The following is a 16,105-nucleotide window of genomic DNA, read 5'->3' as shown; positions in this document are numbered from 1 at the left end:
CAATGGGCTGGCCCAAAGATTTGGCGCCCGGCGTAGTGATCCTGGCAATCTGCGCCGCGCTCTATTTTGTCACCACGACGTTTGACTCCGATCCCCTTGGCATGGCCCAAGGCATGCCTGCAACCCATATGCCGCGTCTGGTACTGGGACTGATTGCCGGCCTCGCGGTCCTGATGATCGTTCAGGGACTGCGCGCCGGTCGGGACAGTTCCGAATCGGGACCGCCGTGGCGCATGTGGGCGACCGCAGCCATCCTGGCGCTCTGCGCGGTGCTGTTCCCCATCGTCGGTGTGCCGCTTGCCTTCTTCGCCGTGTGCCTGGTGTTGCCCATCCTCTGGGGTGCGCGCAACTACCCGTTCGTCACGGCCTTCGCGGTCGCGGTGCCGGCCGCCATCTACGTCGTTTTCCAGCTACTGCTCGGCCTGCGCCTGCCGCTTGGCCCCTTGAGCATCCTGGGCACCTAGGGAGGGATCGATGGAAATCGTAATCGGGGGGCTGATGGAGATTCTCCAGCCCCAGACCCTGCTTCTCATCTGCGCCGGCACTCTGGTCGGCGTCCTCGTCGGTGCACTGCCCGGTCTCTCCAGTTCCATGGCCGTGGCCTTGCTGCTGCCCTTCACCATCTATCTCGATCCCATTCCGGCAATCGCCATGTTGGCGGCCCTTTACTGCGCCGGTACTTTCGGCGGATCGATCACGGCCATCCTGATCAATGCGCCGGGCGCGCCACCCGCCGCGGCGACGGCCTTCGACGGCTATCCGCTCGCGAAGAACGGCGAGGCGGGGCGGGCGCTCGGTATGGCCGCGGCTTCGAGCGTCGTTGGCGGCATCTTCAGCCTCTTCGTGCTGATTTTGGCGGCCCCGCTGCTGGCCAACATTGCCTACAAGTTCGGCCCGCCGGAGTATTTCGCCCTGACGGTGTTCGGCTTGTCCATGTTGGCCTCGATCAGTGGCCAATCGGCGGTCAAGAACCTGATCGGCGGCGCCTTCGGAGTCCTGCTCGCCACGGTCGGTGTGGATCTGACGACGGGGGTGGAGCGCTTCACCTTCGGCGTGCCCGAACTCTACGAAGGCATCGGTTTCATCCCTGTCCTCATCGGCCTCTTCGCCATGGCCGAACTCCTGGACCAGGCCGGACAGAAGGACCGACCCCTGGAGCGTTTCGGGATGTCGGCACTGAAGCTGCCGACCGTCGAGGACTTTCGCCGCGTGTGGAAAACGATCCTGCGTTCGTCGGGCATCGGCACCTTCGTCGGCATCCTGCCGGCCGAAGGCAGCACCGTCGCGGCCATGATCGGCTACAACGAGGCCAAGCGCTGGTCGAAGAACAAGGCCAACTTCGGCAAGGGCGAGATCGAGGGCGTCGCCGGCCCCGAGGCGGCCAACAACGCCGCCACCGGCGGCTCCATGGTGCCGACCCTGGCGCTCGGCATTCCGGGCTCGGCCACCGCCGCGGTCATCCTTGGCGGCCTGCAGATCCACGGACTGCGCCCGGGACCCTACCTCTTCGAGAATCAACCCAACCTGCTCTATGCGATCTTCTTCGCCATGCTGATCGCCAATCTCGTTTTCCTCGGCTTCGGGCTCCTCGGCGCCAAGCACTTTTCGCGCATCTCGCTGATTCCCCGACAGTACCTCTGGCCGACCGTGTTCTGCCTCTGTGTCGTCGGCGCCTATGGCGCGGGGCAGACGCTCACCGACGTCTACATCATGCTGATCGCCGGCTTCGTCGGGTATTTCCTGAACCGGGCCGGATTCTCGCCGGCACCGATCATCATGGGCCTGGTGCTGGGGCATCTGGTGGAGAACTCGCTCGCCCAGTCGATGATCCTGTTCGATCAGAACGCCTGGCTCTTCTTTAACCGTCCGATCGCCTTGGCGTTCTTCGCCCTCGCTGCGTTGAGCATCGCCTCGACGCCGCTCGGCCGGCTGATCAAGATCCGCCGGCGCGTGGCAGCGGACCGCCTCGCCCACGGCAACGAGTAGCGCCTGCGGCCAGCCATCTCATGGAGCGGCGCCGACCACAGCGCCCAAGACACCAGCAAGAAGGAACGTCATCGATGTCCGTGACACAGAACACCCAAGCCACCATGCCTGCGGAGCCCGCTGTGACAGCGGCGGCCGCGGAGTTCGTCGAGACCGTCGAGTTCGGCGACATCCCTGCCGAGGCGCTTCGCATCGCCTCGCGCTGTCTGCTGGACGGTCTCGGCCTCTATGTGGCCGGGTCCAATGAGCATACCGTTGAGATCCTCGCTGCGGAGGCGCTTGAGAGTGCTGGCCGTACCGATGCCCTGCTTCTCGGTCACGACGTCAAACTGCCCGCCGCCATGGCGGCCCGTGTGCTGGGGACAGCCGGTCATGCCCACGACTGGGACGACAGCCAGGTCAGCGTCGACCCGGCCCATGTCTATGGGCTCCTGACCCACCCGACCATTCCGCCGCTGACCGCCGCGCTCGTGATGGCGCAGCGTCTGGGCGGCATCGACGGCAAGCGCTTCATGCTCGCCTTCCTCACCGGTTTCGAGGTCGAATGCAAGATCTCGGAATGGATGCTGCCGCAGCACTACGGCAGAGGCATGCACTCCAGCGGCACCGTTGGGACCTTCGGTGCCTTCGTCGCCGCTGCGAAGCTGTTGGGTCTTGAGGGCGAGAAACTGCGTTGGGGCTTCGGCATCGCGGCGAGCTTCGCTGCCGGCATTCGCTGCAACTTCGGGACCATGACCAAGCCGCTGCATGTCGGCCGGGCTTGCGAGAACGGGGTCACGGCGGCCCTCCTCGCGGCGCGGGGCTACACCGCCGATCCCCAGGCCCTGGACGGTCCCTGGGGATTCTTTGCCGTTCACGGGGGCGGCCTGAGCCCCGAGAAACTGGAACAGGGCTTCGGCAAGACCTGGTCGATCGTGGAGCCTGGCGTTTCGATCAAGCCCTATCCATGCGGGGTGCTCACCCATCCGACCATCGACCTGATGCTGCGTCTGGTCACGGAAGCGAACCTTGCCCCGGAGGCGATCGAGAGCGTGGAGGTCCATGCCGGCAGCAACATCCTCAAACCGATCCGCTATCCCGTGGCGGCAAACCACCTGCAAGCCAAATTCTCCCTGCCCGCGGCGCTTGCCATGATCGCGCTGGCGCGCCGGGCCGGGAAGCGCGAGTTCTCCGACCCCTTCGTCGCCTCGGAGCCCATGCAGGCCATGCAGCGCCGGATCCGCACCCGGCTCGATCCCGAGATCGAGGCCCAGGGCTTCGACAAGATGCGCTCGCGGATCACCATCCGCCTCAAGGACGGGGCCGAGGTCGCGGGCTGGGCGGATGAGCGCTATCGCGGCGGGCCGGAGAACCCGCTGACCGACGCGGAGCTCGAGCAGAAAGCGCGCTCCTGCTGTGACGGCGTCCTCCAGCAGGCGGAGCAGAACCGTCTCATCGAAACCGCCTGGCGTGCGGCCGAGCTTGAGGACGCCGCTGCGCTCGCGACGCTTCTGCCCCGTGAAACGCAGGGCTTCTGATTCGTCAGTCGACCCGCGGCTGGACCCGATGTGAGGGCCAGCCACGGTGCGGAGGTGCCTGCTTCAGGAGTTAAAGATCATTGCCGCGACAATTGACTCATGCCAAGCCAACCAACGCTGGTGTCAGTCATCGATGTTCGTGCAAATCCCGAATATCGCGTTCTTGCCCACCCAACCGTTGATAAATCCGCGGTTGTTTCCAATCTGGAATCTTGAGCCTTGAATGGCCTTAACGATGTGGAGGTACTCTCTTCCCTTCACCTTGCACAGAACGATATCTCCGGCTCTTAATCTGCTGTGCTCGACAGGTGCAATTGTGCAGAGCTGACCGGATTCGATGCGCCCGGACATCGATCCGCCGCGCGGTCTTACCTGGACTGTATCGCCAGCCTTGAGGCGCTCAATGTGGTAACTGGCCCAACCCATCAATTGGGAAGTATCAACGATCGAAGGTCAATCCAAGTCCAAATGTTGAATGACTCAATTGAGTCAGACTGAGACATGCGGTTTTCAAGGGTCGCTGTCCACTCTGAGGGAAGGGACAGAATCCGGCAGTGAGGCTCGGGGCCCTGCCTAGAGTTGAAGCCTTGTCCGTCCAAAGTCCGCACCTATCGACACCCCCGATCGTCATTGTCGGACTTGTTCCGGCAATCCATCGGGGAACGAGTCTCGGTCTTTCCATGGACCCTCGGGACAAGCCCGAGGGTGACGGTGGGGGGAGGGAAGCTTTGGCGCCCGCCTCCCGCCGCAATCTTGGTTTGTGCCCTAGGACGGCAGGGGCGAGAGCGCCTTCCAGGTGTTTTTGCCCACGATACCGTCGGCGCCCAGGCCGGCGGCGGCCTGGAGCGACTTGAGCGCACGTTCGGTCTTCGCGCCGAAATCGCCGTCGAGGGCACCCGGCGGGAAGCCCTTGGCGGCCAGGGCGCGCTGCAGCAGCACGACCATGTCGCCGTCGTCCCCCTTCCGGAGTTGCGGGAGGGTTCTTTCTCCCCGCAGGGCGGCCAGCGCGCGCGCCGTGCGGTTCCGGCGGTCGGCCAGGCCGTGCAGGCCGCCGTTCACGATCTTGGTCACCGCCTCGACGTTGTTCTCATCCGCCCACTGAAAGGCCGTCTTGCCGCCCCGCTTTCGGTTGGCGAGATAGCTGGCCGCGATCAACCAGGCGGCCGTCGGCTCGGCCGCTTTGTCCGGATCGGCTTCAAGATCGATGCCGATGCGTCTGCCGAAGGTGCGGTAGTTGTCCCGTCCGGTGAGTTGCAGATAGCCACGGCCGCGAAAGCGAAAGCCGTCACCGGAGCGCGGTCCGCCGTTGCCCATGCGATTGGCATAGACATGGTTGGCCAGTTTCGCCGAGTTGCGCAGGAACTGTCGTGCATGCGCGCGGTCGCGGAAGTGCCTGCCGAAGACCGCCATGACTCTGTCGACCGAGGTGTAGAAGAGGGACTCGGTTACAAGCGTGAACCGCAACGACTCATGTGCGCATTGGCCGATCATGTGGGCGGCGCGAAGGTCTGTGTCCAAGGCGCCCTGAGCCGCAATCTGATCCCTGATCGCGTCCAGTCCTTCGATGACCTTGTTGGGTGCATCCGGGGCCGCCGCGCGGACGGCCGATGTGAGATCCATGGCGACACCTCCTCGCGGAAGTGTGCCACACTTGTGCGTTGCGCTCTCATGCAATTTCGGCGAGTGGCAAAGCGCGCCCGGCCGGGGCCGGCTTTACCCGACCGGCAGCTTGAACTCGGTCTCGACGATCTCCAGGAAGGCCTTGGCCGGCGCCGACAAAGAGCGGTGGGTGGACCACATGACCGAGAGCTCGACGGAGGGCGCCGGGGCGAAGGGGCGGACGATCAGGTTGCGGCCGGCCTCGGCCTGGGCGGGGCCGGCGATGGCCAGGGGGCCGACGATGGCAAGCCCCAGGCCGCCGGCCACCAAGCCGCAGACCGCGTCGGTGGTACGCGCCTCGTAGGTCAGCCTGCGGGTCACGCCGGCCTCCTGAAAGATCGCGTCGATTTCCCGTCGGTAGATGGAGTCCGGCCGGAAGGAGATGAAGCTTTCGCCTTCGAGCATCTCCGGCGAGATCTGCCCGGCCCCGGCCAGCCGGTGGCCCTTGGGGAGGATGCAGACCGAGGCGCCGACCTCGATGGAGCGGGCCGCGATGGCCGGGCTCTCCAGGTTCACCGAAGCGATCCCCAGGTCGCACTGCTGGGAGATCACCCACTCCAGCGCCGAGTCCGAGGACTGCACCTCCAGCGAGACGGCGGTCTCCGGGTGCTGCTTGGCGAAGAGATCGATCAGATCGACGGCGATGGTCGAGGCGACGGAGGGGATGGAGACCAGGCGCAGGCGCGCGAAGCGGCTTTTGCCGATCTCCAGGGCGGCGCCGCGGATCTGGTCCAGGCCGATGAGCGCGCGGCGCACCTCCTCCATCAGAAGCTGGGCTTCCGGCGTCGGGCTGATGCGGCGGCCGTCGCGCTCGAAGAGCTCGTAGCCGATGTCCAGCTCAAGGTCGGAGATCAGGCGGCTGATGGCCGGCTGCGAAACCCCCAGCATCTTGGCCGCGCCGACGGCGGTGCCCGCCAGCATCACCGCCCGAAACGCGTCGATCTGCCTGAAGGTAATCGCCATGGCCGTTGCTGCGCTGTCCTTCGCCTGCCGTTCGCTGGTCGATCCGGGGGTCGATCCGGGGAGCACATACTATATAAGAAACTCATATATTTTCCGCCGGGAAATTTACTTCATACTATATGAAACCAACGGCGGACCGCATGCAGCGTTACTCAGTCTTCAGCCTGGCGCGCAACGCGCTGACCCATCACCGGGACTGGCAGCCGGCCTGGCGCAGCCCGCCCCTGAAGGACGCCTATGACGTGGTCATCGTCGGCGCCGGGGGCCACGGCCTGGCAGCGGCCTACTACCTCGCCAAGAACCACGGCATCACCGACGTGGCGGTGCTGGAGAAGGGCTGGCTGGGCGGCGGCAACGTGGCGCGCAACACGGTCACCATCCGCTCCAACTATATGCGCGACGAGAGCATTCCCTTTTACGTGAAGACGGTCGCCCTCTTCGACGGGCTCACCAAGGATCTCAACTACAACCTGATGTACTCCAAGCGCAGCATGATCGATGTGGTGCAGACCTATCCCAAGCTGCGGGAGATCAAGCGCCGCATGCTGCACATGGACCTCTACGGCTCCACCTACGAGCCCATCACGGTCTCGGAGTTGCGCCAGCGCATCCCGGCGCTCACCGGCGGCGGGACGGACTCGCGCCTGCCCATCATCGCCGGCATGGTCCACACCGATGCTGCGGTCTGCCGTCACGACGCCGTGGCCTGGGGCTACGCCCGCGGAGCCGATGCCTATGGCGTGGAGATGCATCAGAACACCGCGGTCAAGAGCCTGCTTCGGGGCAGCGACGGGCGGATCGCCGGGGTGGAGACCAACCGTGGCACGGTCAAGGCGCGCAAGGTGGCCTTGGCGGTCTCCGGCCACACCACCAGCCTGACCGAAACCCTGGGCCTGCGCCTGCCGCTGAAGACCTTCAACCTGACGGCCTTCGTCTCGGAGCCAGTGAAGCCGCTGATCGACGTGGTGGTGAACTGCCCGGACATCGGCGTCTATCTCAGCCAGTCGGACCGCGGCGAGCTGGTGATCGGCGGCGCGCCGGACCCCGGCCAGTCGTTCCGCCGCGACATCAAGCAGAACGTCTTCGAGGACGCGGTGGCGGCGATGCTGGAGCTGTTTCCCGCTTTCAAGCGCCTGAAGCTGATGCGCCAATGGGGCGGCTCCCTGGAGATCGCCCACGACGCCACGCCCATCGTCAGCCGCACGGCAGTGCCCGGGCTCTACATCACCGCCGGCTGGTGGGGCGGCTTCAAGGCGATTCCCGCCGGCGGCTTCACCCTGGCCCACCTGGTGGCCAAGGACGAAGCGCATCCGCTGACCGAGCCCTTCTCCCTCGAGCGCTTTCGGCACCTGGACTTCGTGCTGGAATCCGGCACCACCACCGCGCGCTAGGAAGGGCCCCCGAGATGCTGAAAATCACCTGCCCCTTCTGCGGTCCGCGCAACGAGAGCGAGTTCGTCCACGGCGGCCCGGAAAAGCCACGCCGCCCGGAGGACCCGGCGGCCCTCAGCGACACGGACTGGATCGACCATCTGACGGTGCCGGACAATCCCATGGGGCCGGTGCGCGAGAAGTGGTGGCATCTGCGCGGCTGCGGCCAGTGGGTGACCATCACCCGCGACACGGTGAGCCACGACATCCTGGACGAGGACGGCCATGACCGGCGGTAAGTTCCGCAACGCCGCCGGCGGACGCGTCGACCGTGGGCGCCCGCTTCGCTTCCGCTTCAACGGGCGCGCCTACCAGGGCTTCGAGGGGGATACCCTGGCCTCGGCTTTGTTGGCGCATGGCGCGCGCCTCACCGCCCGCAGCTTCAAGTACCACCGGCCGCGCGGCATCGTCGGCGCCGGGGTGGAGGAACCGTCCTGCTTCGTCGAGCTGATGGGCGCGGAGGCGGCGGGCAATCAGCCGATCACAACGGTGCGTCTGCGCGAAGGGCTCGACGCCCGCTCGGTCAATTGCTGGCCCTCACCGGGCTTCGACCTGCTGTCGGTGAACCAGTTCGTCGCGCGGATGCTGCCGGCGGGCTTCTACTACAAGACCTTCATGTGGCCGGACTGGCACCTCTTCGAGCCGCACATCCGCCGCGCGGCGGGTCTGGCGGCGGCCCCCCAATCCGATCCCCGCAAGGGGCGCTACGAGACCCGGCACAGCCACTGCGACGTGCTGGTGGTGGGAGCGGGACCGGCGGGACTGGCGGCGGCGCTGGCCGCCGGGCGCAGCGGAGCCCGGGTGCTGCTGGCCGACGACGGCCCGGAGCCCGGCGGCTCCCTGCTGGGACGCAGCTCTACGCTCGACGGCGTGCCGGCCCTCGACTGGGTGGCCAGGGCGACGGCCGAGTTGGACAGCATGGCCAACGTCACCCGCCTCAGCGATGCCGTCGTCTGGGCCTACCGCGAAGCCAATCTGCTGTTGATCACCGAGCGCGCGCCGGCGGCGGCCCATGTCGTCCAGCGCACCTGGCGGGTACGGGCCGGACGGGTGGTGATCGCCACCGGCGCCATCGAGCGCAGTCTGGTGTTCGCCGACAACGACCGGCCCGGCGTCATGCTGGCTTCGGCGGCGCAGACCTACGTGAACCGCTACGCGGTGCGCCCGGGGCACAGCGCCGTCCTCTTCACCAACAACAGCTCGGCCTACGCGGCGGCGGCTGATCTGCGGGCCGGCGGCGTCGAGATCGCGGCCGTGGTCGATTCCCGCGAGACCGTGCCGGAGGAGGCCAAGGCGCTGCTGCCCGGTGTCGAGGTGCTGGAAGGCCATGTGATTGAGCGGGCCCGCGGCGCGCGTAGCGTCGCCGGTGCCGATGTCCGCCCGCGTGCCGGCGGTCTCCCCCGGACCATCGCCTGCGACCTGATCTGCATGTCCGGGGGCTGGAGCCCCACGGTACACCTCTTCTCCCAGTCGCGCGGGCGCCTGCGGTTCGATGAGACCATCGCCGCCTTCGTCCCGGGCGAAGCCGCGCAGCCGGCGGTCTGTGCCGGGGCGGCGGCGGGAAGTTTCGATCTGTCCGGGGCGCTCGCCGACGGCGCGGAGAAAGGGCTGCGGGCCGCGCAGGATCTGGGCTTCGAGGCGAGGCCTCTCGACCTGCCGGCGGCCGATAGCGGTCCCGGCTACGCCATCGAAGCGCTGTGGCACGTGCCCCAGGACAGCCCCTCCGCCAAGGCCTTTCTCGACATCCAGCACGACGTGACGGTGAGCGACATCCAACTCGCCATCCGCGAGGGCTTCGGCGCCGTCGAGCATGCCAAACGCTACACCACCGCGGGCATGGGGATCGACCAGGGCAAGACCGGCAACATCAACGTCATCGGCACCATCGCCGCACAGCAGGGACTGCCGCTCCAGGCGGTCGGCACCACCACCTTCCGCTCGCCCTACGTGCCTGTCGACTTCGGTGCCCTGGCCGGGGCGCGGGAGGAAACGGTGGTGCTGCCTTACCGCCACACCCCGGTCACCGAGTGGAACAAGCGCCAGGGCGCGGTGATGTACGAGGCCGGCGCGCGCTGGCGGCGCCCCGGCTACTACCCGCTGCCCGACGAGGGCTTCCAGGAGAGCGTGAACCGGGAGGCCCTGGCGGTGCGCCGTGGCGTGGCAGTCTACGACGGCTCGCCTCTGGGCAAGTTCGAGATCAAGGGGCGCGATGCTCCGAAGCTCCTCGACCTGCTTTACACCAACCTCTTCGCCAGCCTGAAGGCCGGCAACGGCCGCTACGGGCTGATGCTGAGCGACGACGGCCTGATCCTGGACGACGGCGTGACCTTCAAGCTCGGCGAGCACCACTATCTGATGTCGACCTCCACCGCCCATGCCGAGGAGGTCTACCGACACATGGAACACCTGCTGCGGGTGGAGCGGCCGGACTGGCAGGTGCGGATCACGCCGGTGACCTCCCAGTGGGCCAACGCCACGGTCTGCGGGCCCCGGGCGCGCGAGGTCATGGAGGCCCTGGGGACCGACATCGACTTGGCGCCGGAGGCCTTTCCCTTCATGGCCCTGCGCGACGGCCGGGTCGCGGACTTCGCCGCACGGGTCTGCCGGGTCAGCTTCACCGGCGAGCTGAGTTTCGAGATCAATGTGAAGAGCCGCCATCTGGCCGCGCTCTGGCAGCGGATCATGGCGGTGGGGGAGCCCTTCGGCCTGATCCCAATCGGCTCCGAGGCCAACCACGTGCTGCGGGTCGAAAAGGGTTTCTTGTCCCTGGGCCACGAGGTGGACGGCACCGCCGACCCCTACGACCTCGGCATGGGCTGGATCATGTCGAAGAAGAAGGACGACTACATCGGCAAGCGAGCCGTCGCCATCCGGCGCTCCCGTGAGGCCGCGCGGCGCGAGCTGGTGGGCCTGCTCACCGAAGACCCCGGACGGCTGGTGACCGAGGGCGCGCCGCTCACCCCCGGCGGCCGGCGCGAAGCCTCCGAGGGCTTCGTCAGCGCCAGCGTCTGGAGCGTCGTGCAGAACCGCTCCGTCGCCCTGGGCCTGCTGGCCGATGGGCGGCAGCGCATGGGGGAGCGGGTGCACGTCCGCCTGAAGGACGAGGTGGTGCCGGCCAAGGTCGTTGCGCCCTGCTTCCACGACCCCGATGGCAAGCTGTTGAGAAGCTGAGATGAGCTACGCGGTGACCATCCGTCGCCAGGACCTTTCGGCCCTGGTCGACATGAGGGGGGAGGCAAGGCAGATCGCGGCCTTGCTCGCCGGCCTTGACCTTGCGCTGCCCGATGCGCCCAACACCGCTGCCGAGGCGGGCGATCGCGCGGTCTACTGGCTGGGCCCGGAGCACTGGCTGCTGCGCGCGCCCATCGCCGAGGAAGACGCCCTCCTGGCCGGATTGCACAAAGATCCGCTGCCGCCGGAGATCAGCCTCGTCCTGGTCTCCGACGCATATGCCTTCTTCGAGATCTCGGGCGCCGAGGCGGCGGAGGTGATGGCCGTGGCCTCGCCTCTGGATCTGCACGCCTCGGTCTTTCCGGCCAAGGGTTCGGCCTTCACCGAGGCCTTCGGGCTGAAGGCACTAGTTGTCCGGCGCGGCGACGGCTTCGAGCTTGCCGTGGACCGCAGTCTCGGCGATATGACCGAGGACTATCTGAACCGCGTCGTGGCATTCTGAGGCGTCGCATCAACGGGGGAGCAGGGAGCACGGCCATGCCCAAGCAGCACATCCACACGTACGAGACCCGCTATCACGCCAGGGCGACCTACTCCAAGGCGATCCGGGCCAGCGGGGATTTCCTCTTCCTGCAGGGGCAGGTCGGCGTCGATCTCGACGGCCAACTCATCGGCCCTGGCGATCCCGGCCAGCAGGCCCACCAGGCCTGCCGCAACATCAAGCAGTTTGTGGAGGAGGCCGGCGGCACCCTGAAGGACATCTGCAAGCTGACGGTCTATGTGACCGACATCGCCTACCGCCCCGCCGTCTATGCGGCGATCAACGAGTGGTTCGAAGGCGTGCACCACTGCAGCACCGGCGTCGTCGTCCAGGGCCTCGCCGATCCCGCCTTCCTGGTGGAGATCGACGCCATGGGCGTCATCGACTAAACCCTACTCCGCCGCCGTTTCGGTTTTCTGCTGCTCGGCTTCGATGCGCCGGTCGAGCATCCGCCGGAAGCGCATGGCGCCGGCGTCGAGGCCCAGGTTGATGGCCGGGGTCCTGGGATTGGCCATGCCCCTTTGCACCTTCTCCAGCACGTCGCGGTCTTCCTTGAAGGCCATCTCCGCGCCGGCCAGCATGTAGGCGGAGATCGCCTTGTCGTCCGGGTCGCTGTTGCGGTGCTGGAACCAGTAGTAGCGGGTGTTCTCCGCGTCGATGGGCGTCATGAAGTTGTAGGAGATGTTGACGAAGGTCTTCTCGTGCAGCGGCCTGTCGGGCCCGCCGGTGCCCGCCGGCGCGAAGATCGACCTGTTGATGGCGATGGCCGGAAAGCGGCACTCGTAGTGCTGCTTGCGGTCGCAGTTCCCCTCGAACTTCGTCAGGTCGGCATAGTAGGGCGGGACCGGGCGGTCCTCGATCCAGCGCCAGACCAGCACGCCGTCGTCGAAGGCGTCGATCTGCAGCGGCGTCCCTTCGGTGCCGGCGCCGGCGAAGGAGGTCATGTGGACCCAGGCGACGTGGGAGGGGTCCAGGAGGTTGTCGACGATGTAGAGATAGTTGCAGGCGATGTCCATGGCCCCGCCGTCGGTCTTGCCCCAGGCGGGATTGTCGAAGTTCTCGATCTCGTAGATCTCGTTTTCGTCCGCCAGCGCCGGATCGCCCATCCAGATCCACAGCAGGTCCCAGCGGTCGGCGACGGGGTAGCTGTGCACCAGGGCGCGCGGCGGGATCATGGCCTCCTGGGTCGGCGCGCGCACGCAGGCGCCGCTGCAGTCGAAGGTGAGGCCGTGATAGCCGCATTCCACGGTGTCGCCGATCAGCCGTCCGGCGGAGAGCGGCAGCTTGCGGTGGGGACAGGCGTCCTCCAGCGCGACGGGCCGGCCGTCCTCCGTCCGGTAGAGGACGATCTCGTCGCCGAGGATTCTGACCGCTTTCAAGGCGTGGCCGACCTCGTGGCTCCATCCCGCCACGTACCACGCGTTGCGTAAGAATCCCTCCATCGATCCCGCCTGTTTTTGTTCTCTGTGAAGATGCCTGAAGCCGCCAGGCGCCGCCTGCCCAACCTCGGCGAACCCTGCCTTCATCGGCCCGGACAATCAATTCCAAAGCGATAATTAGAATTATAAATATAACTAATGAGTCGACCGGGTGTTCGGCGGGATCTCTGGCGATGGCCGGGGGAAGGTGTGACAATGCCGACCGAATCAGACGCAGTGCGGGGAAGACCAGGGTGGAGAAGCAAGGAGCGAGAAAAGCGGCGGGCCCTGCCGCGCCGCTGTCGCAAGACCCCCATCGCGTCAGCCAGTCGCAGGCCAACTCCCTGGAAGGGGCCATCGGCCGCCAGGTGAACGACCTGCGCAAGAAGCTCGGCATGACCATTCACGAACTGGCCCGCCAAGCCGGGCTCTCGGCGGGCATGCTCTCGAAGATCGAGAACGGTGGGACATCGCCGTCGCTGTCCACCCTGCAGGCGCTGGCCGGCGCCTTGAGCGTGCCGGTGACCGCGCTCTTCGCCGGCTTCGAAGAGAAGCGCGACGTTTCCTTCGTGCGCTCCGGCCGAGGCTTGAAGATCGAGCGCCGCGGCACCCGGGCCGGGCACCAGTATCAGCTTCTCGGCCATGCACCTTCGGCGCCGGTGAGCGTCGAGCCCTATCTGATCACCCTGACCGACAGCTCGGACACCTTTCCGACCTTCCAGCACGACGGCCTGGAGTTCATCTACATGCTGAAGGGCCGCGTCGGCTACCGCCATGGCGACAAGGTCTGGGAGCTGCGGCCCGGCGATTCCCTGCTGTTCGATCCCGCCGCCCCCCACGGCCCGGAAGACCTGATCCGCTTTCCGATCCAGTTTCTCTCGGTGATCATCTATCCGAAGACCTGAGAGTATGATCGGAAATGAGTGATTTGATTTCAATGATTTGCCAGCGCCATCCCTCCCCATATGGTCACCCTCGGGCTTGTCCCGAGGGTCCATGGAAAGAGCGAGACCCGAACCTCGATGGATTGCCGGAACAAGTCCGGCAATGACGGTCTACGAGGCCGAAGCGCGGGAGCCCCTTGACGGACAGCGCCTCGTTTCGGGTCAAGCTCTGAGATCTTTGTGTTTCCTGCTAGGAAACAAATATTCTTGCTATTGATCCACTGGACCGCCTGCCCTAGACTCTCGGTCTGCTGAATTACGTTGCGCGAAAGGGCCTTGGGCGGCATGTGCGGTATCGTCGGCTTGTTTCTGAAAGACCCGGCCCTTGAGAGCCGGCTGGGGCGTCTGACCGCGGCGATGCTGCACGAGATGCGCGAGCGCGGGCCGGACAGCGCCGGCTTTGCGGTCTATGGGCCGGCGCGCAATGGCGAGACCCTCGTGGTGCTGGACCGTTCCGGCGAGGCGGCCTGGCCGGAGATCGCCGCGCAGATGGGCGCGGCGATCGGCACGGCGGTAGGCTGCCGGCCGGTCGGCGATCACGGTGTTTTCCAGATCGACGGCGCGGCCGGTCCGGCGCGCGACTGGCTGGCCCTCCATCATCCGGGTCTGGTGGTCCTCAGCTACGGCAAGCGGATGCAGATCTTCAAGGGCAGGGGCGATCCCGACGCGGTGGCGGCCCGCTTCGGCCTTGCGGAAATGACCGGCAGTCATGCGCTGGCCCATACCCGCATGGCCACCGAATCGGCGGTGGTCACCGAGGGCTCCCATCCCTTCGCGACGGCCCCCGATCAGTGCCTGGTGCACAACGGCTCCCTCTCCAACCACAACCGCCTGCGGCGCGGCCTGATCGTCAACGGGATCCGCTTCGAGACGGCAAACGACAGCGAGGTCGCCGCTGCCTTCGTCAGCGCGCGACTGTCCGAAGGGGCCTCGCTGGCGGAGGCGCTGGAGGCCGGGCTGAAGGAGCTCGACGGCTTCTACACCTTCGCGGTGGCGACGGCGGACGGTCTGGCGATCCTGCGCGATCCCATCGCCTGTAAACCGGCGGTGCTGGCGGAAACCGATCAATGGGTCGCCATGGCCTCCGAATTCCGGGCCATCGCCGCGCTGCCGGGCGTGGAGAGCGCCAGGATCTGGGAGCCGGAACCCGGGGTGGTCCATGCCTGGAGCCACAGCCCGCATGACGGCAGACGGCAGGCCGCATGACGGTCGCGCCTACGCCCAATCGGGCTATACCCGGTCAAAACACAACCGAACAGGCCGATGCGACCTTGGTCGACCTTGCCGAGGGCGGGGTCCGTGCGCTCAACAGTCTGCTGCACGGAACCGACGACGGCGCCTTCCGGGTGGTCAATCCGAACGGCGCCCATGCCGTCGCCGTGGGCCTGAATGCGCCCTTGGCGGTCACGGTGGAAGGACACGTCGGCTACTACTGCGCCGGCATGAACAAGGCCGCGCAGATTGCCGTGATGGGCAATGCCGGCACCGGGGTCGCCGAGAACATGATGTCGGGCCAGGTCACCGTCCACGGCAATGCCAGCCAGTCGGCCGGTGCCTCGGCCCATGGCGGCACCCTGGTGATCGACGGTAACGCCGCGGCGCGCTGCGCGATCTCGTTGAAGGGCGCCGACATTGTGGTTGGCGGCAGCGTCGGCCACATGAGCGCCTTCATGGCCCAGAGCGGCCGTCTGCTGGTTTGCGGCGATGCCGGCGATGCCCTTGGGGATTCGATCTACGAGGCCCGGCTCTACGTCGCCGGCACCGTGAAAAGCCTGGGGGCCGACTGCGTCGAAAAGGAGATGCGGGACGAACACCTGGCCGAGGTGGCGGTGCTGCTTGCGCGCGCCGGCTTCGGCGATGTCGACCCGGTGTCCTTCCGCCGCTACGGCTCGGCCCGGCGGCTCTATCACTTCGAGGTGGACAATGCCGGCGCCTACTGAGAGCGAGACCGGGGTGGCGGCGCCCGCCCACTTACGCGAGTCGGCTCTGTTCGACCGGGCGGTCATCCACGACATTCAGAAAGCCGCGGCCACCGGGATCTACGCAATCCGCGGCTTCGGGGCCAAGCGCCCGGTGCCGCATTTCGACGACCTGCTATTTCTCGGCGCCTCCGTCTCCCGCTATCCCCTGGAGGGCTACCGCGAACGCTGCGGCACAGACGTCTGGCTGGGCACCCGCCATGCCAAGACGCCGCTGCACCTCGATACGCCGGTGACCATCGCCGGCATGAGCTTCGGCGCCCTCTCGGCCAACGCCAAGGAAGCGCTCGGCCGCGGCGCCAGCGCCATGAATACCTCCACCACCACCGGCGACGGCGGCATGACGCCGGAGGAACGGCTTTCTTCGAAATACCTTGTCTATCAATACCTGCCGTCGCGCTATGGCATGAATCCGGACGACCTGCGCAAGGCCGATGCCATCGAGGTGGTGGTGGGCCAAGGCGCCAAGCCCGGTGGCGGCGGCATGCTGCTGGGCC

15 protein-coding genes are annotated in these 16,105 nt (G+C 66.8%); 12 read left to right on the top strand and 3 right to left on the bottom strand.

The window, feature by feature from the left end:
- Positions 1-2: 2 nt before the first annotated feature.
- The 3 genes from Q0996_RS06000 to Q0996_RS05990 all read left to right on the top strand — a co-directional run bounded on the left by Q0996_RS06000 (position 3) and on the right by Q0996_RS05990 (position 3,503).
- Entirely contained in the window at positions 3-464 is a 462-nt protein-coding gene (locus Q0996_RS06000; protein ID WP_299616896.1) for a tripartite tricarboxylate transporter TctB family protein, read from the top strand.
- A gap of 10 nt (positions 465-474) precedes the next feature.
- Entirely contained in the window at positions 475-1,986 is a 1,512-nt protein-coding gene (locus tag Q0996_RS05995; RefSeq protein ID WP_299616895.1) for a tripartite tricarboxylate transporter permease, read from the top strand.
- 74 nt (positions 1,987-2,060) lie between these two features.
- Complete coding sequence (locus Q0996_RS05990; protein WP_299616894.1) at positions 2,061-3,503, top strand: MmgE/PrpD family protein; 1,443 nt, start codon at positions 2,061-2,063, stop codon at positions 3,501-3,503.
- Between the two features lie 765 nt (positions 3,504-4,268).
- Here the strand turns inward: Q0996_RS05990 and Q0996_RS05985 are convergent.
- Both Q0996_RS05985 and Q0996_RS05980 read right to left on the bottom strand, forming a co-directional pair.
- Positions 4,269-5,123 (bottom strand): peptidoglycan-binding protein, encoded by an 855-nt coding sequence (locus Q0996_RS05985; protein ID WP_299616893.1) that lies wholly within the window; start codon positions 5,121-5,123, stop codon positions 4,269-4,271.
- 93 nt (positions 5,124-5,216) lie between these two features.
- Complete coding sequence (locus tag Q0996_RS05980) at positions 5,217-6,125, bottom strand: LysR substrate-binding domain-containing protein (RefSeq protein ID WP_299616892.1); 909 nt, start codon at positions 6,123-6,125, stop codon at positions 5,217-5,219.
- 140 nt (positions 6,126-6,265) lie between these two features.
- Between Q0996_RS05980 and Q0996_RS05975 the strand changes: the two genes are divergently transcribed.
- The 5 genes from Q0996_RS05975 to Q0996_RS05955 are packed head-to-tail and all read left to right on the top strand — an operon-like array spanning position 6,266 to position 11,656.
- Positions 6,266-7,516, top strand: a complete 1,251-nt coding sequence (locus Q0996_RS05975; RefSeq protein ID WP_299616891.1) for an FAD-dependent oxidoreductase — start codon at positions 6,266-6,268, stop codon at positions 7,514-7,516.
- Positions 7,517-7,530: 14 nt separating this feature from the next.
- A complete protein-coding gene (locus Q0996_RS05970) occupies positions 7,531-7,794 on the top strand; it encodes a sarcosine oxidase subunit delta (protein ID WP_299616890.1) in 264 nt (87 codons plus the stop codon).
- Complete coding sequence (locus tag Q0996_RS05965) at positions 7,781-10,726, top strand: sarcosine oxidase subunit alpha family protein (protein ID WP_299616889.1); 2,946 nt, start codon at positions 7,781-7,783, stop codon at positions 10,724-10,726. Before Q0996_RS05970 ends, Q0996_RS05965 begins: the two co-directional genes overlap by 14 nt.
- 1 nt (position 10,727) lies before the next feature.
- Positions 10,728-11,228, top strand: coding sequence for a sarcosine oxidase subunit gamma family protein (locus Q0996_RS05960; protein WP_299616888.1), 501 nt, complete (start codon positions 10,728-10,730; stop codon positions 11,226-11,228).
- A 35-nt stretch (positions 11,229-11,263) separates the two neighbouring features.
- Positions 11,264-11,656, top strand: a complete 393-nt coding sequence (locus Q0996_RS05955; RefSeq protein ID WP_299616887.1) for a RidA family protein — start codon at positions 11,264-11,266, stop codon at positions 11,654-11,656.
- Positions 11,657-11,659: 3 nt separating this feature from the next.
- On the opposite strand, the gene Q0996_RS05950 is transcribed toward Q0996_RS05955, so the two are convergent.
- Positions 11,660-12,709 (bottom strand): aromatic ring-hydroxylating dioxygenase subunit alpha, encoded by a 1,050-nt coding sequence (locus Q0996_RS05950; RefSeq protein ID WP_299616886.1) that lies wholly within the window; start codon positions 12,707-12,709, stop codon positions 11,660-11,662.
- Between the two features lie 230 nt (positions 12,710-12,939).
- Here Q0996_RS05950 and Q0996_RS05945 point away from each other — a divergent pair, with 230 nt between their 5' ends.
- From Q0996_RS05945 to Q0996_RS05930, 4 genes are all read left to right on the top strand, one after another.
- The gene (locus Q0996_RS05945) at positions 12,940-13,590 is read left to right on the top strand and encodes an XRE family transcriptional regulator (RefSeq protein ID WP_299616885.1); all 651 of its coding nucleotides are present in this window, start codon (positions 12,940-12,942) and stop codon (positions 13,588-13,590) included.
- 324 nt (positions 13,591-13,914) lie between these two features.
- The gene (locus tag Q0996_RS05940) at positions 13,915-14,835 is read left to right on the top strand and encodes a glutamine amidotransferase family protein (protein WP_299616884.1); all 921 of its coding nucleotides are present in this window, start codon (positions 13,915-13,917) and stop codon (positions 14,833-14,835) included.
- Positions 14,832-15,569: a protein glxC gene (locus Q0996_RS05935; RefSeq protein ID WP_299616883.1), complete on the top strand. Its 738-nt coding sequence runs from the start codon at positions 14,832-14,834 to the stop codon at positions 15,567-15,569. The genes Q0996_RS05940 and Q0996_RS05935 overlap by 4 nt, the downstream gene beginning before the upstream one ends.
- The coding region (locus Q0996_RS05930) for a glutamate synthase-related protein (RefSeq protein ID WP_299616882.1) at positions 15,553-16,105 on the top strand (553 nt) is incomplete at its 3' end. The genes Q0996_RS05935 and Q0996_RS05930, both read left to right, overlap by 17 nt.

Source organism: Pelagibius sp., from assembly GCF_028289705.1.
Lineage (GTDB): Bacteria > Pseudomonadota > Alphaproteobacteria > Kiloniellales > Kiloniellaceae > Pelagibius.
This window is presented reverse-complemented; position numbering and strand designations above follow the sequence as displayed.